The sequence below is a fragment of the Granulicella mallensis MP5ACTX8 genome (assembly GCF_000178955.2).
In the GTDB taxonomy this organism is placed as follows: Bacteria; Acidobacteriota; Terriglobia; order Terriglobales; family Acidobacteriaceae; genus Granulicella; species Granulicella mallensis.
On sequence record NC_016631.1, the window covers coordinates 5,518,002 to 5,542,851 of the forward strand.

Consider the following 24,850-nt stretch of genomic DNA (forward strand, 5'->3'; position numbering starts at 1 on the left):
CTATCTACTCGAACGACACGATAAGCGAGGAACGACAATGACGAAAGTGGAAGCTATCATTCGCCCCAGCCAATTCGATAAGGTCCAGGAAGCGCTTGCCCAGCTCGGGATTGAAGGTATGACCGTGTCCGAAGTTCGCGGACACGGTCGCCAGAAAGGCCATACCGAGAGCTATCGGGGAAGGGAGTATGCCATCAGCCTGATTCCCAAGGTGCGCATCGAAATTGTTGTTACCGATGAGCGCGTGGAACCTGTGATCGATGCCATCCTTGTGAACGCCGCTACCGGGGAGATCGGGGATGGAAAGATCTTCCTCTACAAGGCTGAGGATGCCATCCGTATTCGCAACCAGGACCGGGGTGAGATTGCGCTGTAGCTTGCGGTTGGTTTCCTAGTCAATTCCCGGTTCAGGCCGAGAGCCCCTGCGGGAACCTTAGTTGTACTGAAGCTCGTGCGGCGCGGGCCAGGTCATCGTGCCGTCGGCGCGATTCACATACATGAAGACCTTGTGGTCGCCGTTCACGCGGACGGCGACGATAATGCCCGTGCCAAACGTCCCCGTGCCGTCGGTCTTCGAGATATCGACGTGATGCGAGAGGACGGGCCCCTTGACCGGACTGTCGATCGTCCAGTCTTCGGTGAAGCGATTGAGCGAATAGCCGGAGTACTTATCGGGATGCTGCTGCCAGTTGGGATCGTTGTTATAGATGCCGTAGGCCTTGCTGTAGTCCTTCGCCTCGAGCGCGTCGAAGAAGGTGTTCACCTTGTGCTCGGTGCTGAGATTGGAGAAGAGCCATCCGTGGCCCAGCATGAAGCCGGCAAGCGTCAGCACGACGAAGAGCAGAATAAGCACACCGCCGGCGATCAGCAGGTTGCGGTTCAGGTTTTCGCGGCGGGCATTGTAGGCAGGGGCGTCCAGCAGGCTCATGATTCGGTTTCCTCTTCTGGAATATTAGACACCGGAGTGGCGTAATTCGGCATGGGCGGAGAAAGCATCGCGAAAGTGTTCGAACGCCGCCCCCTCGGGCAGCAGGTAGACCGAGAGCACATCGAAGCGGATCGGGATGCGATCACGATGGGGTTCGGGGATCTGGCGAAGGTACGCCGCGGCCATGCGGCGGAGGACGCGCTGCTTGTAGAGGTCGACCTGGCTCTCGGCGGTGGCGAGGTCCCGGGCCGTGCGGGTCTTGATCTCGAAGATCACGAGCGTGTCTCCGTCCCAGGCAACGAGGTCGAGGTCTCCCTTGATGCGGTCGGCCTTCCAGCGGCGCGCGACGATCGTATATCCCAGCGAGCGGAGGTGGAAGCAGGCTGCATCTTCGCCTTGTTCTCCGGTAAGAAGATGCTGAGGCCTGGGACTGCCGTTGGAGTTGCGCGCAGCCAGACGCTGCAGCGCAAGGTAGGCACGGCGTTCCAGGCCGAGCGTGAACGTGGCAAGGCTCATGCGGAGAGAATAACGCGAGAATGGGGCGTTTGTGACGGGACTCTTCGCAAAAAGGCCCAAAATATCGCACGAATCGCCGGATAGAGCCCAATATAATCCCGCGCGGGCGAGTCTTGCACAGGTTCAGCGATATACTTGGATGTGCACACCAAGCACAACCCAAACCACCATTTGAATGAGGTCGCGGCTATGTCAGCAAAGTACATCTTTGTGACGGGCGGTGTTGTGTCATCGCTGGGTAAGGGGCTCGCAGCAGCCTCGATCGGTTGTTTACTCGAAGCGCGTGGACTACGCATCAATCTGATGAAATTTGACCCGTATCTGAACGTCGATCCGGGCACCATGTCACCGTTCCAGCACGGCGAGGTCTTCGTCACCGACGATGGCGCGGAGACCGATCTGGATCTCGGCCACTACGAACGGTTCACGCACGCGAAGCTGTCGCGCGATAACAACCTGACGACGGGCCGCATCTACGAGCAGATCATCACCAAGGAACGTCGTGGCGACTACCTCGGCAAGACGGTGCAGGTGATTCCGCACGTGACGAATGAGATTAAGAACGCGGCCAAGAAGATCGGCGCGGACTGCGATGTCGCCATTGTCGAGATCGGCGGAACGGTGGGCGATATCGAGTCGCTTCCCTTCCTCGAGGCCATTCGCCAGATGCGGCAGGAGCTGGGCCGGGACAATACCTGCTTCGTGCACGTCACGCTGATTCCGTGGATCGCCGCCGCGCAGGAGCTGAAGACCAAGCCGACGCAGCACTCCGTGAAGGAGATGCTCAGCATCGGCATCCAGCCGGACATCCTGCTCTGCCGCGCCGACCGCGCAGTGCCGCAGGAGATGCGGTCGAAGATCGCGGCCTTCTGCAACGTCGAAGAAGCTGCCGTTGTCGTCGCGCGGGATGTGCCTTCGATCTATGAGGTTCCTCTGAACCTTGCGGCCGAAAACGTCGACACGCTGGCGATGAAGTATCTGCGGCTGGAGACGAAGACTCCGGATATGTCGCAGTGGGTCGATATCGTGCACCGGGCCTATAACCCGAAGGACGAGGTGTCGATCGGCATCGTCGGAAAGTATGTCGAGTATGAAGACAGCTATAAGTCGCTGAAGGAAGCGCTGGTACACGGAGCGCTGGCCGAAAACCTGAAGCTGAAGGTGACGTGGCTGGAGGCCGAGGGCCTCGAAGTGGAGAACTACTCTTCTCAGCTTGAGGGCCTGGACGGCATCCTTGTCCCGGGTGGCTTCGGCAAGCGCGGCATCGAAGGCATGCTGAACGCGATTCGCTATGCGCGCGAGAACAAGGTGCCCTACTTTGGTATCTGCCTCGGCATGCAGACGGCGTGTATTGAGTATGCGCGCAACGTGTGCGGTCTGACGGACGCCAACTCGGGTGAGTTCGACCCGGCCACTCCGCATCGCATCATCTATAAGCTGCGCGAGCTGATCGGCGTGGAGGAGATGGGCGGGACGATGCGTCTGGGCGCGTGGACCTGCGTGATGGAGCCGGACTCGCTCGCCGCCAAGGCTTACGGAACGACAGAGATCTCAGAGCGGCATCGGCATCGCTACGAGTTCAACCGCGAGTACGAACCGGCCCTAACGGCTGCGGGCCTGCGGCTGACGGGAACGACTCCCGATGCGACTTATGTCGAGATCGTGGAAATTCCGGACCATCCGTTCTTCCTCGGCTGCCAGTTCCATCCGGAGTTCAAGTCGAAGCCGCTGGAGCCGCATCCGCTGTTTCATTCGTTTGTGAAGGCGAGCTATGCGAATCGGGGATTGTTGAAGGCGCAGAGTTTGGTGGAAGCTGAGGTTAAGGCGTAGCAGGATAAAAGCCCCGAAGGGGCGATTCATACCAGCCCAGGGCGTAGCCCAAGACGCGTAACCAGAAGCGGCGTGAGAGCAGATCTCACGCCGCTTCTGGTTATTGGGGAAAGAGAATGACTGGACGTGGAGAGACGCTTTTGCTTTTCTGGTTGTCATTCCGAGCGTAGCGAGCGAACCTGCTGTCTCCCGTTCTTCGTTCGTATCACCCAGAAGCGCACGAGCTAAAACGGGCAGTTTTGAACGGACGCATAACATTTGCGGTGATACTGGCGAAAAGCGGGAGACAGCAGGTTCGCTCGCTACGCTCGGAATGACAACCAGAAAAGCAAGTGCAAAGACGAAACAAGGGCACGCAGAGGACTGAAAGATCAACCATCGTGGCGCAACCGATGAGTCGGGCCTTCAGCCCTCTGCTTTACTTACCCAATTACCCAGGGCTACGCCCTGGGCTGGTATAGAACGCCCCTTTGGGGCTTTGCACTCGGTCTAACTCAGCGTCGCACTTCCAAGCCTTGCGACCTGGGTGAGGATAATGTCGTCCCTGTCGGCTTGGAGCTTTACAACCAATAATCGATCAAACCAACACCTGTTTTATTAGCGAATAATCGACGCGTCTATATAGAAAGAGACGTGGGCTTCTCTAAAAGGGATGACATCGGCGCCTCAAGAATAATTCTCTCCGCTACCGCGTCTTCTGCCGCGCATTTCCGTCTCTATCGATAAGGGTTACCCAAAGGCTGGAGGGACGGACGATGCGGCAAGGATTAGCCGGGGCGGCAGTGTTGACGATATTGGCAAGCGCGATGCTCTTCCCTGCCTTTTCGGCGCGGGCGCAGGAGCCGGCGGAGCAAGGCTCGCAAAGAGGGCAGTTTGCCGGTATGCAGCGCGTCAGTGGTGAGATCACGGCGGTTTCAGGCACGAACGTGACCGTCAAGACCACCGAGGGGGAGACCGTCCAGATCACGACCACTCCCAATACGCGGGTGATGAAGGGCCGCGGCGTCACCGTCAAAATCACCGACCTGAAGGCGGGCGATGGCGTGCTGGCGATGGGCAATCTCGATGCGCCGAACAAGACCTTGCACGCGGCGATGGTGATGGCCACCGATGCCGCGCAGCTGAAGACCATGAAAGAGAACCTCGGCAAGACCTACATCCTGGGCAAGGTGACGGCCATCGATGCGGACAACGCGAAGATGACGGTGCAACGGCTGGATGGCGTCTCGCAGACGATTGGCTTCGATGAGACGACCTCTTTCAAACGCGGTCGCATCGGGCGCGGCATGGGCATGGGAGATGCCGGTACTGGCAACGCAGCGGCCAACGCCCCCGCAGCTACAGGTGAGAGCATCACCCTGGCCGATATAAAAGTTGGCGACACGGTGAGCGGAACCGGGTCTGTAAAGAGTGGCGTCTTCGTACCGGCTCAACTGACAGTGGGCGCACCCGGACAGGGACGGCGTCGCGAAGGCCAGCCCCAGAGCACACCTGCAGAGACACCAGGGCCAGGAGCCAAATAGCGCAGACCAGCTAACCTGCGCGAATCATCATCCACACAGGATGGGGCCAGTTCGATTGTGATCCGCCGAAGAGTTCGGCGACAGAGGGAGTGTACGTGGCTGTTTGGATAACGAAACGACGGGCGGCGATGGGACTCGCAGCGCTGACTCTGGTTGTAACCGCCGAGGCGCAGAACCCGGCTTCGCCGGATGCAAACAGCACTACTCCTCAGACCTCCTCTACACCTGCTCCCGCACAGAACACTGCCAGCGCGCCTTCCGCCCAGGGTGGCACAATTCACGGCACCGTCGTAGCCGGAACAGCGGGCAAGGCGGGCGGGGTTCCCCTGCCGGGAGTCGCCATCACAGCGACCAATACCTTGACGGGCAAGAAGTACACGACCTCGACGGACATCGACGGGGCCTATGCGATGAAGATTCCTCGCAACGGACGTTATGTAGTGCGCGCAGAGCTGGCTGGATTTGCCACGACAACCCAGGAGACGGTCTTGACCGGCGTAGAGGCGGAGGCAGCGGAAAAAGCCATCACCATCGTGGCAAAGCCGACCGACTTCGGTATGCAGTTGGCCAGCCGCGCCGAGGCTGCCGCAGCCAAGCAGGAGGCGGCCACAACGTCCTTGCAGGGAACAGGCGCAAGAGGAGCGAACCTGGCGCGTGGCGTACAAAGCCTGAGCCTGAGCGCAGGAGAACAGGACACCGTCGATGCCAGCGCGACGACCGGCAATGCAGGAGGCGGTGCGGGTGAAGCTCCCCCTTCCCTTGGGGGGCTTGGGGATAGCGGCGGGGCTGATTCCATTGCGGTGAGCGGCCAGCAGGGCCAGACGAATCCGCTGGCGAACTACAGCGAAGATGAGATTCGGCAACGCGTACAGGATGCCGTCGATCAAGCCAAAGCCAATGGACAACTTCCTTCCGGTTCCGATCCGACCAATGTCATCGTAGGCATGTTCGGCGGCATGATGGGTGGCGGAGCAGGTGGTGGCGGTGGCCGAGGGAGTGGAGGCGGCGGTGGTCGCGGCGGACGTGGCGGAGGCGGTGGTGGCGGCGGTGGATTTGGAAGCGGAGGATTCCGCAACTTCAATCCCGCACAGCCTCATGGCAGCATCTTCTACCAGGGCAGCAACTCGTCGCTGAACTCGGCACCGTGGTCTCCCTCGCTGCAACCCCTGACCAATCCTTCCGCGTATTCCAATCGGTTTGGCCTGAGTATCGCCGGGTCTCCCTATATTCCAGGGCTGACGAAGCCAAGCACCAAACAGTTTGTCTTCATCAATCTGACTGGGCAGAAGAACCTGAATGCGTTTCTCGCCACAGGCCGGGTACCGACAGCGCTGGAGCGTGAGGGAGACTTTTCGCAGTCGACGCTGGGCTCGGGCAACAATGCCACCCCAGTAGAGCTCTTTGATCCAACGACCGGAAACCCCATATCGGGAAACAACCTGGCCAATACTAGTCTTCCCATCTCTCCCGTGGCCCAGCAGTTGTTGAACTACTATCCTGCGCCGAACATTCCGGAAAACTCCCAGGCCTACAACTACCAGACGATCTCGAATGCAGGCAGCAACAACGTCGCGATCAACACGCGTTACATTCGGACGATTGGCAACGCCCCAAGCTTTGGACGAGGCAGCGGTGGTGGTGGAAGGCGCGGCGGCAACACGAATGCCCCGCCCGCCCTGCGGCAGAACGTCAATATCGGCTACAACTACTCGCACTCCGCGCAGGATAACCGGAACATCTTCCTGGCGCTGGGCGGCGCGAGTGAGACCGACGGCAATGGGCTGAATGCGGGCTACACGATCGGCTATGGAAGGCTCTCCAACAATGCCAGCCTGAACTGGAACCGGCTGGACTCGAAGACACGCAACTACTTCACGGACACGGCGAACAATCCGTCGGCGACCGTAGGCCTGAACGTTCCGAACCAGGCCGGAGGCTTTGCCGATCCGCGTTTCTATAACGGCCTGCCAAGCTTCAGCATCAGCAATTTCCAGACGCTCTCAAACCAGACGCCCAGCCAGACCATCAACCAGACCATCAGCTTCTCGGACTTTGTGGCCTGGCGGCATAAGAAGCACAACATGCGCTATGGGTTCGACATTCGCCGAGTTCACGCGGATTCTATTGGCGGCAATAATCCCCTGGGCTCGTACACCTTTACCGGCTTTGCGACGGCAAGCCCCGCGGATCAACGCGCCGGAACCGCGGGACAGGCGAACGCCAGCGGCGATGGCTTCGCCGACTTCCTGCTTGGCCTGCCCGGAAGCACCAGCCTGCAGGCCGGGCTGTACAAGATCTATCTGCGCGAGAACGCATATGACGGCTATGCCCAGGATGACTACCGCGTATCGGCCGATGTAACAATCAACGCCGGCCTGCGCTACGAGTACTTCGCGCCCTACACCGAGAAGAACAACCGGCTTGTGAACCTGGATCACGACGCAACCTTCTCCGCGGCTTCGATTCACCCTGTACAGCCGGGGGCTCCGGGATTTCCCACCAGCCTCGTCAATCCTGACCGCACGATGTTCTCTCCGCGCTTCGGCATCGCCTGGAAGCCTAAGTTCGTCAAGGAGACCGTGGTGCGCGGCGGCTACGGCATCAACTACAACACCGGGCAGTTTGCGACCTTCGCGAGATCGCTCTCTCACCAGGTCCCCTTTGCAAACACGCAGACCAACGATGTGCCGACGCCCACCGAAACCAATCCGAATCCAACGCCTACAGGCTGCACCACGCTTACACCTTCAACGCCCAACCCAACCCTTACCCTGGCGAACGGATTCGGCTGCTCGACGTCGGAGACGATCCAGAACAACTGGGCCGTGGACAAGAACTACCGGCTGGGCATGGTGCAGGTCTACAACCTGAATATTCAGCGGACCTTCCCGCTGGGCATCGTGTTCAACATCGGCTACAACGGCTCCAAGGGAAGCAAGCTGGACGTAGTGGGCTCGCCAAATGGAACGCCTTCCGGCACTACCACGCCGGGGATTGCGCCGTTCGACTTTGAACAGGCCGCGGCGGAGTCGCGCTCCAGCCAACTGGTCGTCAGCGCGCAGAAGCGGCAGCAGAAGGGCATTGCGCTGGGCTTTACCTATACGTATTCGCACACCATCGACAACGCCTCGGGCGTCGGCGGAGCTGTTGGCACTCCGATCCAGAACTTCTATCGCCTCGACCTCGAAGAGGGCAACTCGAGTTTCGATCAGCGGCACAACCTGACGGGCAACTGGGTGCTTGAGCTTCCATTCGGACCGAACCGTGCGTTCTTCAACAAGGGCGGCATGTCCTCCAAGCTGCTGGATGGCTTCTCGCTGAGCGGTACATTCACCTTCGCGACCGGAACCTATTACACACCGACATACTCCGGCAACCAGGCGGAAGCCGCGTCGGGCAATACCTTCATACAGCGCCCGGACCGCAACTTCAATCAACCGTTGAAGGGCCCTGGAGCAGTCCAGGAGTTCTTCAACAAAGCCGCATTCACAGCACCTGCCTCAGGCCAGTACGGAACCGCCTCCCAAGGTTCGATCGAAGGCCCTGGAACGGTGTCGGTCAACGCCTCTCTATCACGCACCGTGCAGCTCGGCGGCACCAACTCATTCGAGGCCCGCGTGACGGCAAGCAATGTGTTCAACACCGTGCAGTACAACGGCATCAACACGACGGAGAACAGCGCGAACTTTGGCGAGGTCACCAGCGCCGCGACCATGCGCTCATTGCTGGTGCAGGCGAGATATCGGTTCTAGTTTTTGCTCTCGTGTTTCAGGGTGGCGGCTAATAATGAGTTTTAGTCAGCTACGAGCGATGAGGGATTTAGCGATGAGGTTTTTGAGTTGGTCAGGAGTTTAGTATGCGGCGTCTTGTAGCGGCTTTGACGGTGGTAGGACTTGGGTTGGGAAACCCGATGGGCATTGCTGCGCAGAATGCTCCGCAGCAAAACTCCCAGGGTCAGTACACGATGACGGTGAACGCCAATATCGTACTGACCAACGTGGTGGTCCGCGACAAGAAGACCGGCGAACTGGTGAAGGGGCTGAAGGCCAGCGACTTCCATATCGTCGAAGACAAGAAGGCACAGACCATCGCCAGCTTCGACTACCAGAACGTCGATCAGGCCGCGGTGCTCGCGGAGAAGACGACAGCTACGGGCAAAGCCTCGATCGCCGACCTGCTGGAAAACAACTTTGCGGCCAGCCCCAAGCAGTTGCACGACCATCGCCTGATCGTAATGTTCTTCGACCTGAGCTCCATGCAGGATGAAGATATCGACCGCGCGGTGGATGCGGCGAACGACTATGTGAACAAGAAGATGGAGCCTGCGGATCTTGTCGCGCTGGTCAGCATGTCGACCGGCCTGACCATGGACCAGGATTTCACCAACGACAAAGCCGCCCTGCTGAAGGGACTCGCCAAGTACAACGGCAGCGACGAGACGGGCTTTGCCAATGGCGGCACAGGATCGACCGACGGCACCAGCGACGACACCACGGCCTTCGCCGCGGACGACACGGAGTACAACAGCCTGAACACGGATCGCGAGCTGCTGGCCATTCGCGCCATCTCCAAGAGCCTGGAGCGCGTCGATCAACGCAAGTCCATGCTGTATTTCTCGGGCGGACTGACACGCAACGGCATCGAGAATCAGGCCAGCCTGCGTGCCGCCACCAACGAAGCCGCCAAGGCGAATCTTGCGATCTACAGCGTCGACACGCGCGGCCTGCAGGCACTGCCGCCGGTCGGCGATGCCAGCAAGGGCAGTCTTCGCGGCAACTCGGCTTATAGCGGCGCAGCCGTGACGGCACAGTTCAGCGCCAACTACGGCTCCCAGGAGACGCTGTCTACCCTGAGCGCGGATACGGGCGGCAAGGCCTTCTTCGACTCGAACGATTTTGGTCCGGCGTTTCAGCAGGTGCAGCACGACACCGAGGCTTACTACATCCTGGGCTTCCACTCTACCAACCAGGCGCACGATGGAACGTTCCGCCATCTCACCATCACGGTCAACCGCAAAGACGTGAAGATCGATTTCCGTCCGGGGTACTTCGCTCCAGCCGACTTCCAGCACCAGAAGACCGAGGACCGCGAACTCGCACTGACCGAACAGATGCGCAGCGACCTTCCGGCGACCGATGTTGCGGTCTATCTCCAGGCGCTCTACTTCCGGCAGAGCGAGAATCTTTTCTACGTCCCCGTCAGCCTGCTCGTTCCGGGCTCGCAGATTCCGTTTGAGAAGAATGGCGAGCGCGATAAGGCGAGCCTCGACATTCTCGGCCAGGTACGGAATGGCCAGGGCATTGCCGTGGGCAATGTGCGCGACACGGTCAAGCTGGCGCTCGATCAGTCGCAACAGGTACAGCGGAAGAACATTCAGTACTCGACCGGCTTCTCGCTCGCTCCGGGCAAGTATCACCTGAAGTTCGTGGTGCGCGAAAACCAGACCGGCAATCTGGGCAGCTTTGAGACGGACATCAACGTACCCGACCTGAAGAAGGTTCCGCTGAAGCTGAGTTCGGTGGTGCTGGCCAGCCAGCGCACTCCCAACACGGTCAAGAACTCGAAGAACCTGCTGGTGCGCGATGGCCTGGAGTGGGTGCCGAATGTAGCCCATGTCTTCCGGCAGGACCAGCACCTGTACTTCCTCTACGAGGTCTACGATCCTTCGAGGCAGAAGGGCGCAGCAGAGCCTGCGGCCTCTCCTGGGCTGGGGCGCCGCGAGGGAGGCCCGGTGCATGTACTGACCAGCATCGAGTTCCTGAGCGGCGGCACCAAGGTCTACGAGACGCCCCTGGTAACGGCGAATATCGTCAATACTCCGGACCGTGGAGCCGTGGCGTTCCAGTTCGACGTTCCACTCGCGCAGTTGAAGGCCGGAACGTACATCTGCCAAGTAAACGTGATCGACGACGCGGACGGTAGCTTCAGCTTCCCACGTATAGCGCTGCGGGTTACGCCCGCGGCGGTAACGGCAACTCCAGTAGACGCGCCTAAGACGCCTGCTCAGTAGATTCGCAGGGTCCCATCCTGCTTGGCGAAGAGGGGCCCTGCAGTGACAAGATGAAGAGACAACAGTGACAAGATGGAGAGACTTGCTGGCCGCCGTTAGCGTCTAATCCTTCCAGACCTCGTATCTTTCCTGCGACGGGGCTATGCGACGGAGATAACTTGCATCTCCGATCGAACAAAGGAACTTATGTTCATGCGGTCACGTCTCGGTCTTCTTCTTTTTGCCCCGCTTCTATCCCTGGCAACAGTCTCCGCACAACAACTCCTGCCAGTCCACCCGCCTGCCAAGATCGACAACGGCACGATCCACCTCGATGTCGTTACTACGGTCAAGGGTGGCGGTCCTCCCTTTGGAGGGCTGCAGGAGAAGGACTTCACGCTGCTCGATAACAAGAATCCGCAGCCGATCACTTCTTTCCGGGCAATCGGCAGCGATGAGGTTCCGGTAGAGACCATCATTCTCGTCGATTCGGTCAATACGAACTATACAAATGTTGCCTACATTCGCGACCAGATCGACAAGGTCCTGCATGCCAACGGCGGTAAGCTCGACCATCCCACCGCGCTCGCCTTCCTGTCGGACGAAGGGGTGAAGCTGCAGAATGGATTTTCGAAGGATGGGAATGCGCTCAGCGCCAGTCTCGATAGCTACTCCATCGGGCTGCGGACGCTTCGCCGCTCTTCAGGCTTCTACGGAGCCGACGACCGTTTTCAGATCTCGCTCACGGCGCTCCATCAGATTGCGGCGCATGAGGCCACCGTTCCCGGACGCAAGCTCATCCTGTGGGTCTCGCCGGGCTGGCCGATCCTCTCCGGCCCCGGCATTGAACTCGATAGCAAGCAGGAGCAGGGGATCTTCAACGACATCGTAAGCCTGTCGACCCAGCTTCGCGAGAATCGCATCACGCTCTATGCCGTTAATCCGCTCGGTACCGCCGAGGGTGTTGGCCGTTCCAGCTATTACGAAGAATTTCTCAAGGGAGTCAGTAAACCCAGCCAGGTCAACATCGGGAACCTCAGCCTGCAGGTGCTTGCGGCACAAAGCGGCGGCCTTGTCGCCGACGCCAGCAACGACATCTCCGCGCTGCTGAAGCGGTGTCTGGAGGACACAACGGCCTACTACGAGATCACCTTCAAGGCGGCTCCGGCGGAGCGTCCCAACGAGTATCACCATATTGAAATCAAGCTGTCCAGGCCGGAACTCGTCGCACGCACCCGCGATGGCTACTACTCCCAGCCCTGATTTCCGGTGTGAAGGGGGTCCATCTGGGGCCCCTTCGCACCCTGGGCGTATCTTTTTCTGCACCTTCTGGACTCGGCCACTTGACGATGGCACCTTGCAGGTGCATTATGGATGCCGCTCAAAGGAGGGGCTTTGTGATGCGCCTGCACACTATAGCTCTAGCTTCGCTTTTGGCCGTAACACTCCCATCGGCCGCACTCTTCGCTCAACAAACTATCTCAGCCAAAGATGCACCCATGACCTCTCCGGCGACCCGTGCGTTGCAGCACAGTAGTCCGGTGTGGGCCATGATTGCGCCGCATCTTCCCAACCCCGAAACAGCCAGCGCCAAGGACCTCGAAACAGCAGGCGATGTGCTGCGTGCTCGCCGCTTTCCCGAAGACGCCCTGGACTACTACGGTTATGCCATGGCTCGCGGTGGAGACGTGAGCGTGCTACTCAACAAGATGGGCGTCACCAGACTGGAGCTGCGCCAAAACGCCCTGGCCCACGAGATGTTCCTGCGCACCGTGCGGCTGCACAAGAAGGACTCCATTGCCTGGAACAACCTCGGCGTGACGGAGTACGCCACAGGCAACTACCGAGCGGCAATCTCGGATTACAAACGCGCGTCGAAGCTGGACTCGAAGTCGGCGGTATACCACTCGAACCTGGGGATGGCGTACTTCGGCGGCAAGGATATGGAAAGCGCACGCAAGCAGTTTGCGCTGGCTATCCAGTTAGACCCGGAAGTGCTGCAGCATCGCGATAATAGCGGGACCACAGCACAACTCATCGGCACCGAGAACTACAGCCAGCTCTGCTTCGAGATCGCCAGGCTGTACGCAAAAGAGCATAACGAGGCTGAGACACGGCTGTGGCTGGCCAAGGCCAGCGAAAGCGGCTTCGATGTGCGCAATGGCCTGCGCAACGATGCCGTCCTGCAGGCCTATGAGAAAGACCCACAGTTAAAGTTGATGCTGGACAATGCGGCACAACTTAGAGCTAAAGGAATGGAACCCTCAGCGCCAGGCCTCGGAGAGGCCCCGCAGAGCGGCAGCCAAAACGGACGGTAGTCCCCTATCCACCTACTACCCCACCCTCGGCGCGTAATTTTCGCGCTGCAGGGTGGGGCTTTTTTTGTGCCCCAGATTACTTGTAAGGGCAATGACGGCAGCTGGAGTTGCAGCAGTAACCGCGGCGCAGATGATAGGCCGCGGTAAAGACCATGTATGGTCCTTCCATGTAAAAGTCTTCGGGACGCAGAGGACCGTTCTCTGCCTCGGCGGAAGCAATTTGGATCTGCTCCGCTTCCCTGTTGGATTCCGGTGTGTCGCTCATGGGAAGAGTCCTGGCGAAACCACCGACTGTGCCGCACGCGGGGAAACCGCCGCGGCGCGAAGGATGTCGGAGATGGAACGCTTACGTTTTGGCGCAGTGGGAACAACGACAGCGCCCTCCTCTTCCACCACCACTCCATTGCGGAAGGAGACTTCGCGGCCGGGAACCGCAGACACGCGCTCGCCGGGGACGATGATGCCTGCAAGATTGAGTGGGTCGGCAGCGGCAACGACCAGCGGCGCTTCCTCGGCGCGTGCAGTGGCCTCACGGCGCGCCGTGCGAAGCGACTCGACGGCTTCAGGAAGAGCATACTGCTCACCGAAGGGACCGCTCACAAAGCGGCCTCCGCGTATTTCGCCCCGGGCTTCGAGGCGGCGCAACACGGGTAAGAGGTCGCGCCATTTAGGGGCGTTTGATTCGCGGGCCAGCAGGTCGCGGAAGAGCACACCGTAGCGGCAGAGCAGGATGCGGGCATGGGCATCGAGCGCCACGGCAGCCTGTTTGGCGCGGGCGATCGCGCCTTGCGGTCCCAGCTCTGTCGATGCGTTGACGGGCTCACAGAGCAGCGACCATCGCCCTGCGGTGGTGCGGGCAGCGGTGCGTTTGCGCAGGCTGGTGGCAGCGGTTTGCGCAACGGCAGCGGACTTGCGGCGCGGGTCCATCATGGCGCGGAGTTGATCGAAGCCGTCGGCGGAGGCCAGGCCGGCAGTCGCGAGCTCCCAGAGCGCGGTTGTGGTCTGCAGCTTGGTGAGGCCGCTGAGACGCTGCAGATCGGCGGTGAAGGCCGCACCGCGTTCGCTAAGCAGGGCGCGAAGCTGCTGGGCTTCCGGAGAGAGGGATTGTGTGAGGACCTGCTCCTCGACACACTTCGCTGCGAGGGCATGATGAAGCCACTCGGCAGACTCGCGCAGGAAGAACGTAATCGGCGCGGCTGTCGTGGGAATGACGCGGCGTGGTGCGGTGGCATCTGTCGTGGAGAGCCACGCAGGATGCGGCGAGATGCGTCCCCAGCCAACGACGCCCGCGAGGCACAGGTTGTCGAGCCAGCGAGGATCGTAGTTCGCGACGCGCGCGGGCAGCAGCGTGCGTTCCCACTCGACAGCCGGAGCCTCGAAGCCTTCCAGTTGTTCGAGCGCTGCGAGCACGCCCTCTTCCCCTGTGAGTTGTGTCTGCGGCGCTACGTGGTGCCAGTCCAGCAGCCAGCGCATGAAGACATTCGGAGCAACAGGCTCGACCTGCTTGCGCAGCGTGCCGAGCGTGAGGCGATGAATGCGCTGCAGGATGCGGCGCTCGCACCACTCGATCTCGTGCGGCGCGTCGTCTGCGGGCTTTGCGTGTTCGAAGACGCCGCGCATCGTCAGGCCCTGCATCTCCATCGCGAGCAGTGACTGATGCAGCGAGCGCGGATGCAGATGCGTAATCGTCGCGAGGCGCGCTGCAGTGGTTGGACCGAGGATTTGCAGCCAGCCTTGTGTGAGTTGGGTCGTCGCGGCGTCCCGTGGGGCGACTGAGGATGACGGGGTTTCGGGGGTTTTAAGAGCTACGAGCTGCGAGGTTGCGAGCGACGAGTGCGGCACAGAATCTTCAGGCCAGAGAAGGGCGGCATCGGCGAGGCGCTCAGAGGCGATCCATGCGGGAGAGCCGTCGAGTTCGGCGACGTGTACGCGCCCCTTTGCGGCGAGACGCTCGAAGTACAGCGGCCAGTGCTGCAACGGCTGTGCCTTCCCTGCTGCTTCGACAAACGCGACGGGCAGTGCGACGAGTTGCAGCAACAGATCGTGGAGCTCGTGTTCGTCACGAATGTCCGGCCAGAGCTGTTGGCGCACCGTGTCGATCGCCGCTTGATCCAGGCGTCCCGCACCGTCAGAGACCGCATCCGGCAAGGAACGGCGCAGCATGACGGATCGCGCGCGGCGCTCTTCAGTTCCTGCCTCGTCGAGGAACGCATACGGCATCGCGTTGATAAGTTCATGCGCGAACAGCGACGGCACCGGCGTATCGACAGCGATGCACTGGATCGTACCCGACTCGATGCTGCGCAGAATTTCCAGCAGGCCTTCGAGGTCCATCGCCTCGCCGAGTGTGTCTTTCATCACCTCGCGGACGAGCGGATGATCGGGGATTTCGATATCGCCGACCATCGTCTCAGGACAGGCTGAGGCGTGCGGGAAGACACTCGCGAGGAGATCGTCCGAGCGGGTGCGCTGGATCTGCGGCGCGACGCGCTTGCCCTTCTGCATGCGCAGCAGTTGCAGGGAGCGACCCGCGGCCCAGCGCCAACGATTCTTGAAGAGCGGCGAAGGAATCGAGGCCTGCTCCAATAGTTCTTTGGCCGTGTGCTCGGTGAGGAACTGGAAGACATCTGCGAGCGGAAAGCTGTGTTGCTCCGCGAGTGAGATGTTGATACCGTTGTCGGTCGCTGCAGCCTGCAACTCGAAGTTGAAGCCTCGGCAGAAGCGCTTGCGCAGCGCGAGCCCCCAGGCCTTGTTGATGCGGCCGCCGAAGGGAGCGTGCAGGATGAGCTGCTGGCCGCCTCCCTCGTCGAAGAAGCGCTCAGCGATGATGGTGGTCTTGGTCGGCACGGCTCCCAGCGCAGCGCGGCCCGAGACAATGTAGGTGATGAGCTGCAGCGCGGCGGATTCACTGACGAAGCAGTTCTGCTGCAGCCAGAAGATGCACTCCGCGACCTCCGGATGCATGGCGCTGATGGCGCTCGGTACAACGCCGCGCGTGCGCGCGTCGATCTCTCCGCGCAGATCGCCTACGCCATCGCAGAGGACAGACGTGCGCTGCGGCGCTTCGCCTTCCCAGAACGGAATGCTTGGTGGTGCGCCGTGCGCGTCTTCGACCAGCACCTTGCCGGCGGGGTCCACGCGCTGGATGCGCCAGCTCGTATTGCCCAGCAGGACGACATCGCCGGGAGAAGAGTCTACCGCGAAGTGCTCGTCGAGCGTGGCGATCTGCACGTTCTCAGGTTGCAGCATCACGCTGTAAAGAGCGGTGTCAGGAATGGCGCCGCCGTTGGAGATGGCGATCATGCGCGCGCCACGGCGGGCATGGAGCTGGCCCTGCACGCGGTCGCGCAGCAGGTACGCGCCGTAGCGTCCGCGTGAGCTCTCGATGCCGTTATGCAGCAGGCCGAGGAGTTCGTCGTAGTGCTCGCGCGTGAGATTGCGATACGGCCACGCGCGGCGCAGTACCTCGTAGAGCGCGGTCTCGTCCCAGGACTCCGCACCGCAGGCCGCGACGATCTGCTGCATCAGCACATCGATGGGAAGCTCAGGGACTTCGAGAAGATCGAGCTCGCCGGCCACCATCTTGCGCAACAGCGCGGCCTGCTCGAGTAGATCGTCACGAGTCGTAGCGAAGAAGCGGCCCTTGGGGATGGCTCCGCGCCAGTGGCCCGCGCGGCCTACGCGCTGCATCGCAACAGCAATGGCGCGAGTGGTTGCAATCTGGCAGACGAGGTCGACGCTGCCGATATCGATGCCGAGTTCAAGCGAGGCGGTGGCAATGAGAATCTTGATCTCGCCGTTCTTCAGGCGCTGCTCGGCGTCCAGACGCAGAGCGCGGGAGAGGCTGCCGTGATGGGCCGCGACAACGTCTTCGCCCAGGCGCTGGGCGAGTTCAAAGCTGATCTTTTCGACGAGCTTGCGCGTGTTGACGAAGACCAGCGTCGAGCGATGTTGATTTGCCAGGCCTGCGAGCTTGTCGAAGATCTCGCTCCACATCGCAGTGCTCGTAACAGCGCTGAGTTCATCGGAGGGAACTTCGAGAGCGAGGTCGAGTGTGCGGCGTTGGCCTACCTGGATGATCGTCGCAGGCTGGCGCATTCCCTCCGGGGCTAAAGCCCCTTGTCTTTCAGGCGATGCAGCACCCGAGTTCACGCCAACCAGGAAGTTCGCGACGAGTTCGATGGGGTTCTGCGTAGCGGAAAGGCCGATGCGTTGCGGAGGTTGCGAGAGACCGGTTACAAACGTGCCTGGCGACAGGCGATTCTCGCCGCAGACCAGCGCGTCCAGTCTCTCCAGAGAGAGCGCGAGATGCGCGCCGCGCTTGTCGTCGGCGATGGCGTGGATCTCGTCGACGATGACCGTTCGCACGCGCGTGAGATTCTCACGTGGTTTGCCTGCCGTGAGCAGAATGTAGAGCGACTCCGGCGTGGTGACGAGAATGTGCGGCGGATGCTTGAGCATCGCCGTGCGGTCCTTCGCGAGAGTGTCACCGGTGCGCACGCCGGTGCGGATCTCGGGACAAAGATAGCCGCGCTCGAGGGCCAGTTGCTGAATCTCCGCCAGCGGCCCGTCGAGGTTCTTCTGCACATCGTTTGAGAGTGCCTTGAGCGGAGAGACGTACACCACCTCCGTCTGCTGCGAGAGACGGCCTTCGATGGCCTTGCGTAGCAGCGTGTCGATGCAGACGAGAAACGCGGTGAGCGTCTTACCAGAGCCGGTGGGCGCGGAGATCAGCGTCGCTTCGCCACGGAGGATCGCGGGCCAGCCGGCGATCTGCGGCTCAGTGGGGGAACCGAACTTCGCAAGGAACCACTCCTGCACGACCGGGTGCGCCCAGGCGAGAGCCTCATGCGTGGCGGTATCCGTACTAGGAGGCCCGAGGTGCATGGGGATATTGTAGCTGTTCGCAGTTTGTTCGCCTTGAGGGTAGCGATTTAAACAGAAATTTCAGGCGATCTTCGAGGGCTTAAGAAAATGCTGAAGGAGGAGCGTTTCGTTAAAGGCATGGCTTCAGGCCTCCTATCGTGTCACTCGGGAATTGCTGTAGTTTGAATCCATGAAGATTTTCAAGGAAGAAACACGCAGCACGAAACAAGGTCCCGCCGATTGGTTCAGCGGAACGGTATGGCTCGACCCCGTGGTTGCGGGAGAAGCGCCCTCGCGTTTGAAGGCTACGCGTGTCTCGTTCGGGCCCGGCGCGCGGACGGCGTGGCACACGCATCCCCGCGGTCAGGCCCTGCATGTACTCAGCGGAGTCTGCCACGTGCAACTGCGCGGCGAGCCCGTGCAGGAGATCGCATCCGGAGACTCCGTCTGGATCGAGGCCGGCGAAGTTCACTGGCATGGCGCCGCGCCTGGACGCACGATGGTGCACCTGGCGATGCAGGAGACCGATGACAACGGCGTCGACGTGGTGTGGATGGAACACGTAACGGAATAGCGAGAAACTACATATTGCCGACGCCGATATCGGCGCGTTGCGACTCGGGATTTTCGGCATCGAGATATTGCTCGATCATCTCATCGAGAATGCCGCGTGCATTGAGGATGAAGTCGATGGCATCGCGGCCCGCACCGAAGCCGCCGGACATCGGCGTCGTGTAGTGCGCGGCAGCCTTGACCTGGGGACGCGCATTGGCCGTCGCAATCGCAAAGCCTACACGACGCATGACAGGAAGGTCGATGATGTCGTCGCCCACATAGGCCAGATCGTCGAGCGTGCAGCCTTCAGTGACGAGGATCTTCGCGATGGCTTCCATCTTGTGCGCCTGTCCCTGGTACACGTGGTCGATCTTGAGGTCTCGTGCGCGGATAGCCACAACCTGCGAGTTACGCTTAGTGACGAAGCCGATCTTCAGCCCAGCCAGCCGTGCCAGGGAGATCCCCAGGCCATCATGCGCGGAGAAGCTCTTGACCTCGACACCCTTGAGTTCGGTATTGGGCGCAATGTTAGGAATGATCGTGATTTCGCCGTTGGTGAGAACACCATCGACATCGAAGAGCAGAACTTTGACGCGACGGGCACGATCTTCAGGAGACAGCATCACAGCAGACATGAGGCGATGATACAAGGGATGAGGGCACAGGGATTAGGGATTAGGAACTGCCACATACCCAACCTAATCCCTAATCCCTGTGCCCTCATCCCTGTTTCTTACCGGTGCCAGTGTCCTTCGACCCAGACATAGCCGCCGCCGCGATTGGCCCAGTGACCGGGGACCCAATGCGCGTGCTCATAGGGAGGCTCAGCATAATGGCCCGGAACCCAGATATAACCATGACCGTCCCAGCGGTGATAGCCCTCCTGCCAAACCCAGCCGCGATGCTCGAAGGGTGGAGGCGGAACACGCTCAACAGGGCGCGGAGGCGGTGGGCCGATGCGTACAACCACCTGTGCTCCGGCGGAAAGGGTTGCGGCCAGCATAAGACCGCCGACGATCGTAAATAAGTACTTCCTGGTACTGTTCATGCTCGAACTCCCAACGAGGGATGCCTCGTTCTTTTCTCAATCAGACGTATATACGCCGGGGAAGTTGCGGAGAAAATGGAGCGTTTATAAGCGAATTACCAAGCCGGTTATTCGTGCTGATGCTGATTACGAAGAGACGACTATTGGTATCTAGGCCAACGGCTGATTGCGATGTTGGGTGGCGTGCAGTATCTCTACTGTGCGCGCGGCGAGAACAGGGAGACCGAACAGAGCGGCGGAGACCAGGCCCGTCGAAGCAAGATCGTTGGCATAGAACGGGACAGCCGACGCATAGCAGGCGCTCAGACCTGTGAGGCTGTGCGCGTACATGTCGGAGCTGACCCACACCACAAAGTTGCTCAGCAGGAAGAAGCTGGTCGCCGAAGCGAAGACACTCGCAACGACACGCAATGCTGTTACTTTGCGCAGAAGGCTGCTGCCGATGAGGCAGACCGCCGCATACCACGCCCATGTCACCAGGTAGGCGCTCACGTGGAACGGGAGGCCGTAGACAGCCTTTGTCAGGTAGATATCGGTAAGTGCCATGACGGCAGCGGCTACAACAGCCTGCCAGCGCGGACGGCGCGAACCGAAGAAGAGCAGACCCGCACCCACAGCCGTAAAGTTCAACCCCACGGCGTGCATCGCGTGCGGAAGAAGTCGGCTAAGCGCGGCAAGCAGAAGAACGAGAATGGCTAGCATGGGGACCTCCCAAAGGAGAAGTTGGCGCGAAAACAGCCTGTCCGATGATTGTAGTCCAGCAGCCAGAGACGCATTCCTGGCATTTTGCTTATTTCCCCACAAAATCGTCATCCTGAGCGTAGCGTCCCGTCATTTGGGGACGCGTCCGTTCGACTACGCTCAGGACCGAAGGACCCCGAGGGTTGCAATCTTGCCCATGCCCTTCGCCCCTTTTCTACCTCGAGCGCTCGAGCCCAGGTTTTCGTGCTGGAAAAGGTCTCAATATCCTGGGTGAGATAAAGGCCCTCGGGGTCCTTCGACTGCGCGCCTCGCAAAAAAACGCGAGGCGCTTCGCTCAGGATGACGCTTCTGTGTGGGGTGTGAAAATGTCTGATTAAAGTCGTTGCCCAGCTATCGTCACTGCGACGCCTCTACTTCTGCTCTCGTCCATCCATGATCTGCCCGACGACGTGGTTGTGTGAGTCCACTTCGACCACCGCCGTAAGCGGTGTGTGCGCTTCCGAGCGCAGCATGGGGACATCGCCCATAAAGCGCGGGTCGCGGAAGATCACCCGCGTCGGAGCGAAGGGCTCGGGCTGGCTGGTATCGACCAACGGCAACGGCGACCAGTCGATGAAGGCGCGGCCTAGCGGGCTGGCCTCGGCGGCCAGCACAGCGGCGCTGCGATCCGGCTTGGGCAGTGTATGGTCGGCAGGATTGACCACCCCGTTGCGCGTGTTGATCTCCGCAAGCTGATAGAACGGCCCATAGTCGAGCACCGCCGACCAGTGGAACGGGCTGAGAGGATCGGGATTGGCAAGTACATGCTGCGGAGCGAGATAGGTCTGAGGGGGCGCAGGTGGGGCCAGGGGGCCGTCTGCGGATGCGGACGTGTCTACGACTGGCGCTGACGGAGCCACCGTGCTCTGCGCCAATGCCAACTGGATCGCACGGGTATGCTCCACCTCACGCAACGTCCACAGGGACACAATGCCCAGCAAGGCAGCAATGGCGAGGCCTCGTCCCGGAAACGGCTGACGTCGTGCGCCGACCTCTGATCCGACCAGGCGGAAGAGAGCAGGAAGCACCAGAGCCCCCAGCAGCAAAGCAAAGATCAGCGGGTCGAAGATGAAGACGATGGAAGCCGCATACCAGTGGGAGTTGAACGGGAAGAACGGCCGGAGGCCGTAGTTGTTGGTGTAGTCCAGTAACAGGTGGCTGAGCAGCGCGAGCAGCGTGAAGAGATAGAGCAGGCCCCAGCGGACCGGGGCGGCGGTCAGGGGCTTTCGGGGAGATGAGCTCTCCCCGGTGATGCGCTGGCTTCTGGCCAGGCGCCAGCGATGCAGGCCGTAGATCGCCGCCACGACCAGCGCGGCCTCAAAGGGGAGGCCGAGAAACGTATGCGTGATACCGCGATGGTGCTGGAAGCCCTCGACCGGGCCGCGCAAGCTCCAGAGCGTGTCGATGTCGGGTAGTTCTGCCGCGACGGCCATGGCCAGCGTCGTATAGGCGGCTCGGCGGTTGAAGCCGGTGCGCGCCAGGCAGGCTCCGGTAAGGATGTGGGTGACCGGTTCCATTCGCGCAGTCTATCTTGAGCGCGCTCGCGAGGGAAGAGGCGGAGCATGACCGGCTCCGCGTATGCTCATGGAAGACGATGTCCCGTACTCCTCATCCCCGCAGTGACCGCGATCTACTCGCCAGGATCACCCGCTCACCCGGCGGCAAAGCCGGCTACAAACAACTCATCCGCGAGCTTGGACTCGGCGGCGGACACGAACGCCGCCTGCTGGTAGAGCAGTTGACCGCCATGGTGGCACGCGGCGAACTGGTAGCGCTGCGCGAGGGCCTGTGGGCCATCCCCAAGCCGGAGAGCACGATCACCTCCACACCCCAGAGTCGAGACACGGGACGCCCGAAGTGGGATGGGATGGAGGCTGCCGCGCGTTCGGGACGGGACCGCCTGTTGAGCGGGCGGCTCGATCTGCATCGCGATGGCTTTGGATTCGTGCGGCCTGAAGCCGGTTCGGCAAGCGCCCAGAAGCTCGAAGATATCTTCATCCCGCCGAACGAGATCAACGGCGCCATGCAGGGCGACCTGGTGCTCGTGGACGAAGCTCCTCCGGGACGCGACGGGCGGCGCTCGGGCCGGATTGCACGGGTGCTGACGCGGCGTAATCCGACTGTGGTCGGAATTTTTCACTATGCGCGGCCCCAGGGGCGGCGTGGTGGCCGCGATCACGACTTCAGCGACGCGGGCATGAGCGAGAACTACGTGACGCCGCTCGACGAGCGCATTAGCGGAATGATTGCGATTCCTGAAGGCGCGGAGGTTGTGGCTTCGACGGTCGACTCGCCGCACCGGATGCTTGGCGATGAAGCGCGGAAGCAGGCCCTGGAGTGGAGTGGGGGCGAGAAGCAGATTCCCTTCGGGAATGACAACAAGAAAAACAAAGGTGACAGCAAAAACGATATTGATTCGCAGTGGCCGCTCGAAGGTTTGGCGGTCGATGTCGAGATTACGAGTTTCCCCTCTGCCGGCAGGCCCGCGCGCGGGCGCTTGATCGAGGTGCTAGGCCCTCCCGATGCCTTCGGCGTCGATGTCGAGATCATCATTCGCAAGCACCATCTGCCGCATGCGTTTCCAGCGGCGGTGCTCGCTGAAGCCACTGAGCAGGCGCAGGAGACCGTCGCTTCCCTGCCCGCTGAAGACCTCGATCTACGTGAAGATTTTCGCGGCCTGCCCATCGTCACCATCGATGGCGAGACTGCGCGCGACTTCGACGATGCCGTGCTGGTGCGCGAACTCACGAACGGCAACACCGAGCTTCAGGTCCACATCGCCGATGTGAGTTGGTATGTGCGGCCCGGCTCCGCGCTCGACACCGAAGCCCGGCTGCGCGGGACCAGCGTCTACTTCCCCGACCGCGCCGTGCCGATGCTGCCGCATGCGCTCTCGAGCGGCATGTGCAGCCTGCTGCCGAACGAAGACCGCCTCGTCCTGAGCTGCGTAATGGAGATCGATCCGCGCGGCGAGATCGCCGGCTATCGCGTGGCGGAGGGTGTGATTCGCAGCGTGCGACGCATGACCTACACGAGCGTTCAGAACTGCCTCAACGCTTCGCCGAATGCGAAGACCTGGAACCAGGACAAACAGATTACCGCTGCCGCCAGCGCCGAAGATATCGCCGAGCGAGAGCGCATTGCCGCCGAGCAACCGGAGCTTCCGGCGGCGTTCGACGCGATGCTGGAGCTCGCTCTCCGGCTGAATGCGAAGCGCGTACGACGTGGCTCGATCGACTTCGACCTGCCGGAGCCGGTCGTCGAGTTCGATCCCGACGGCAACATGAAGGCCATCGTACGCTCGGAGCGCGGATGGTCGCACCGGCTGATCGAAGAGTTCATGCTCTCGGCCAACGAGTGCGTCGCGACTTGGCTGGAGCGGCAGGGGATTCCGTCGATCTATCGCATCCACGAGATGCCCGACCCGAAGCGCATCGTCGAATTTGAAGAGACGGCGTCGGGCTTTGGGCACTCGCTGGGATTGGGAAACCTGCCGGTGCGCAAGCTCACGATGAAGACCGATCGCCGCGATGCGCAGCGCAAGAGTGCGCGCGGCCGCGACTCACGCCCGCCGCAGCAGCACGAGATTCCAGACAGCATTCCGGTGACGCCACAGATGTATCAGAAGCTGGTGCGGCGCATCTCCGGCACGCCGACCGAGCGCATCCTCGCGTACCTGATGCTGCGTTCGCTGAAGCAGGCTCGCTACGCCGAGAAGAATGAAGGCCACTTTGCGCTGGCGTCGCCTTCGTATACGCACTTCACCTCGCCGATTCGGAGATATCCGGATTTGATCGTGCATCGATTGGTGCGCGCGATGCTGCGGCGCGGCGCGGATGAGCGCGGTGGTGCGATTCTATCGACCGATCTGCAGCCGTGGCAGGGTGAGTTCGATCGTTCGCGGGGAGCGAAAAGCAGATTCCCTACGGGAATGACAGAAAGAAAAACAAGCGCCGAAGGCCCGATTGCAGCAGAGGAGCTGAACGACATCGCCTCTGAGAGCTCGCAGGCCGAGCGCCGTGCGGCTGACGCCGAACGCGAACTCATCGAGTGGAAGAAGATGAAGTTCATGGCCGACAAGGTCGGCGAAGACTTCCATGCGGTGATCCTGTCCGCGACGAAGTATGGGTTCTTCGTCGAGCTCGACGACATGTTCATCGAAGGGCTGGTGCCGCTGGCCTCGCTCGTCGGCGACTTCTACAGCTTCCGCGACACCGACCGCACCATCGTCGGGGCACGCACCGGGCATGTGTTTGGTATTGGGCAAAAGGTAGAGGTGATTCTCGACCGCATTGATCGCCAGCAACGGAGGCTGCAGTTCGCCTTGCTGCCCGGCACGGAGCCGAAAGCTACTTCGCTGCGTACGCGTACAAAGGCTGAACCGAAGGCGGAGAGGCCCCTGTCTCCAAAGCGTAGTGGGAAGACGAAGACACGAGCACGGAACAAGAAGAACAAGGGACGGCGGTAGGTTGGATGATTCGGCCAGAAGGGTCTGATACCCAACACTCGCGGCGGAGTTCTTCATTACGGTGAAGA

Annotated in this window: 17 protein-coding genes; 9 read left to right on the plus strand and 8 right to left on the minus strand. The window is 61.0% G+C overall.

Annotation, left to right across the window (positions count from 1 at the left end; all coding sequences use genetic code 11):
• Positions 1 to 37 precede the first annotated feature (37 nt).
• Positions 38 to 376 carry a P-II family nitrogen regulator gene (locus ACIX8_RS21345; protein WP_014267465.1) on the plus strand — a complete coding sequence of 113 codons (339 nt, stop codon included), beginning with the start codon at positions 38 to 40 and terminating at the stop codon, positions 374 to 376.
• A 57-nt stretch (positions 377 to 433) separates the two neighbouring features.
• On the opposite strand, the gene ACIX8_RS21350 is transcribed toward ACIX8_RS21345, so the two are convergent.
• The gene (locus ACIX8_RS21350) at positions 434 to 928 is read right to left on the minus strand and encodes a hypothetical protein (RefSeq protein WP_014267466.1); all 495 of its coding nucleotides are present in this window, start codon (positions 926 to 928) and stop codon (positions 434 to 436) included.
• Between the two features lie 24 nt (positions 929 to 952).
• Positions 953 to 1,444: a YraN family protein gene (locus tag ACIX8_RS21355; protein WP_014267467.1), complete on the minus strand. Its 492-nt coding sequence runs from the start codon at positions 1,442 to 1,444 to the stop codon at positions 953 to 955.
• A 189-nt stretch (positions 1,445 to 1,633) separates the two neighbouring features.
• Here ACIX8_RS21355 and ACIX8_RS21360 point away from each other — a divergent pair, with 189 nt between their 5' ends.
• The 6 genes from ACIX8_RS21360 to ACIX8_RS21385 all read left to right on the plus strand — a co-directional run bounded on the left by ACIX8_RS21360 (position 1,634) and on the right by ACIX8_RS21385 (position 13,104).
• Complete coding sequence (locus ACIX8_RS21360; RefSeq protein WP_014267468.1) at positions 1,634 to 3,274, plus strand: CTP synthase; 1,641 nt, start codon at positions 1,634 to 1,636, stop codon at positions 3,272 to 3,274.
• A gap of 755 nt (positions 3,275 to 4,029) precedes the next feature.
• Complete coding sequence (locus tag ACIX8_RS21365) at positions 4,030 to 4,797, plus strand: hypothetical protein (RefSeq protein WP_014267469.1); 768 nt, start codon at positions 4,030 to 4,032, stop codon at positions 4,795 to 4,797.
• Between the two features lie 95 nt (positions 4,798 to 4,892).
• The gene (locus ACIX8_RS26375) at positions 4,893 to 8,549 is read left to right on the plus strand and encodes a TonB-dependent receptor (protein WP_263053377.1); all 3,657 of its coding nucleotides are present in this window, start codon (positions 4,893 to 4,895) and stop codon (positions 8,547 to 8,549) included.
• A 104-nt stretch (positions 8,550 to 8,653) separates the two neighbouring features.
• A complete protein-coding gene (locus tag ACIX8_RS21375; RefSeq protein WP_014267471.1) occupies positions 8,654 to 10,807 on the plus strand; it encodes a VWA domain-containing protein in 2,154 nt (717 codons plus the stop codon).
• Positions 10,808 to 10,999: 192 nt separating this feature from the next.
• Positions 11,000 to 12,049 carry a VWA domain-containing protein gene (locus ACIX8_RS21380; RefSeq protein ID WP_014267472.1) on the plus strand — a complete coding sequence of 350 codons (1,050 nt, stop codon included), beginning with the start codon at positions 11,000 to 11,002 and terminating at the stop codon, positions 12,047 to 12,049.
• A gap of 137 nt (positions 12,050 to 12,186) precedes the next feature.
• Complete coding sequence (locus tag ACIX8_RS21385) at positions 12,187 to 13,104, plus strand: tetratricopeptide repeat protein (protein ID WP_014267473.1); 918 nt, start codon at positions 12,187 to 12,189, stop codon at positions 13,102 to 13,104.
• 76 nt (positions 13,105 to 13,180) lie between these two features.
• Here the strand turns inward: ACIX8_RS21385 and ACIX8_RS26290 are convergent, their stop codons facing one another.
• Both ACIX8_RS26290 and ACIX8_RS21390 read right to left on the minus strand, forming a co-directional pair.
• Positions 13,181 to 13,369 (minus strand): DUF5522 domain-containing protein, encoded by a 189-nt coding sequence (locus ACIX8_RS26290; protein WP_014267474.1) that lies wholly within the window; start codon positions 13,367 to 13,369, stop codon positions 13,181 to 13,183.
• Positions 13,366 to 17,991 carry a DEAD/DEAH box helicase gene (locus ACIX8_RS21390; RefSeq protein WP_014267475.1) on the minus strand — a complete coding sequence of 1,542 codons (4,626 nt, stop codon included), beginning with the start codon at positions 17,989 to 17,991 and terminating at the stop codon, positions 13,366 to 13,368. Before ACIX8_RS21390 ends, ACIX8_RS26290 begins: the two co-directional genes overlap by 4 nt.
• Before the next feature lie 169 nt (positions 17,992 to 18,160).
• On the opposite strand from ACIX8_RS21390, the gene ACIX8_RS21395 reads away from it, so the two are divergent.
• A complete protein-coding gene (locus ACIX8_RS21395; protein WP_014267476.1) occupies positions 18,161 to 18,544 on the plus strand; it encodes a (R)-mandelonitrile lyase in 384 nt (127 codons plus the stop codon).
• 7 nt (positions 18,545 to 18,551) lie between these two features.
• On the opposite strand, the gene ACIX8_RS21400 is transcribed toward ACIX8_RS21395, so the two are convergent.
• From ACIX8_RS21400 to ACIX8_RS21415, 4 genes are all read right to left on the minus strand, one after another.
• A complete protein-coding gene (locus ACIX8_RS21400) occupies positions 18,552 to 19,160 on the minus strand; it encodes a KdsC family phosphatase (RefSeq protein ID WP_014267477.1) in 609 nt (202 codons plus the stop codon).
• Between the two features lie 98 nt (positions 19,161 to 19,258).
• Positions 19,259 to 19,573 carry a YXWGXW repeat-containing protein gene (locus ACIX8_RS21405; RefSeq protein WP_014267478.1) on the minus strand — a complete coding sequence of 105 codons (315 nt, stop codon included), beginning with the start codon at positions 19,571 to 19,573 and terminating at the stop codon, positions 19,259 to 19,261.
• A 150-nt stretch (positions 19,574 to 19,723) separates the two neighbouring features.
• Positions 19,724 to 20,275 carry a DUF6580 family putative transport protein gene (locus ACIX8_RS21410; RefSeq protein WP_014267479.1) on the minus strand — a complete coding sequence of 184 codons (552 nt, stop codon included), beginning with the start codon at positions 20,273 to 20,275 and terminating at the stop codon, positions 19,724 to 19,726.
• 410 nt (positions 20,276 to 20,685) lie between these two features.
• The gene (locus ACIX8_RS21415) at positions 20,686 to 21,831 is read right to left on the minus strand and encodes a metal-dependent hydrolase (RefSeq protein WP_014267480.1); all 1,146 of its coding nucleotides are present in this window, start codon (positions 21,829 to 21,831) and stop codon (positions 20,686 to 20,688) included.
• 77 nt (positions 21,832 to 21,908) lie between these two features.
• Between ACIX8_RS21415 and ACIX8_RS21420 the strand changes: the two genes are divergently transcribed.
• Positions 21,909 to 24,782 (plus strand): ribonuclease R family protein, encoded by a 2,874-nt coding sequence (locus ACIX8_RS21420; RefSeq protein ID WP_014267481.1) that lies wholly within the window; start codon positions 21,909 to 21,911, stop codon positions 24,780 to 24,782.
• Positions 24,783 to 24,850 lie beyond the last annotated feature (68 nt).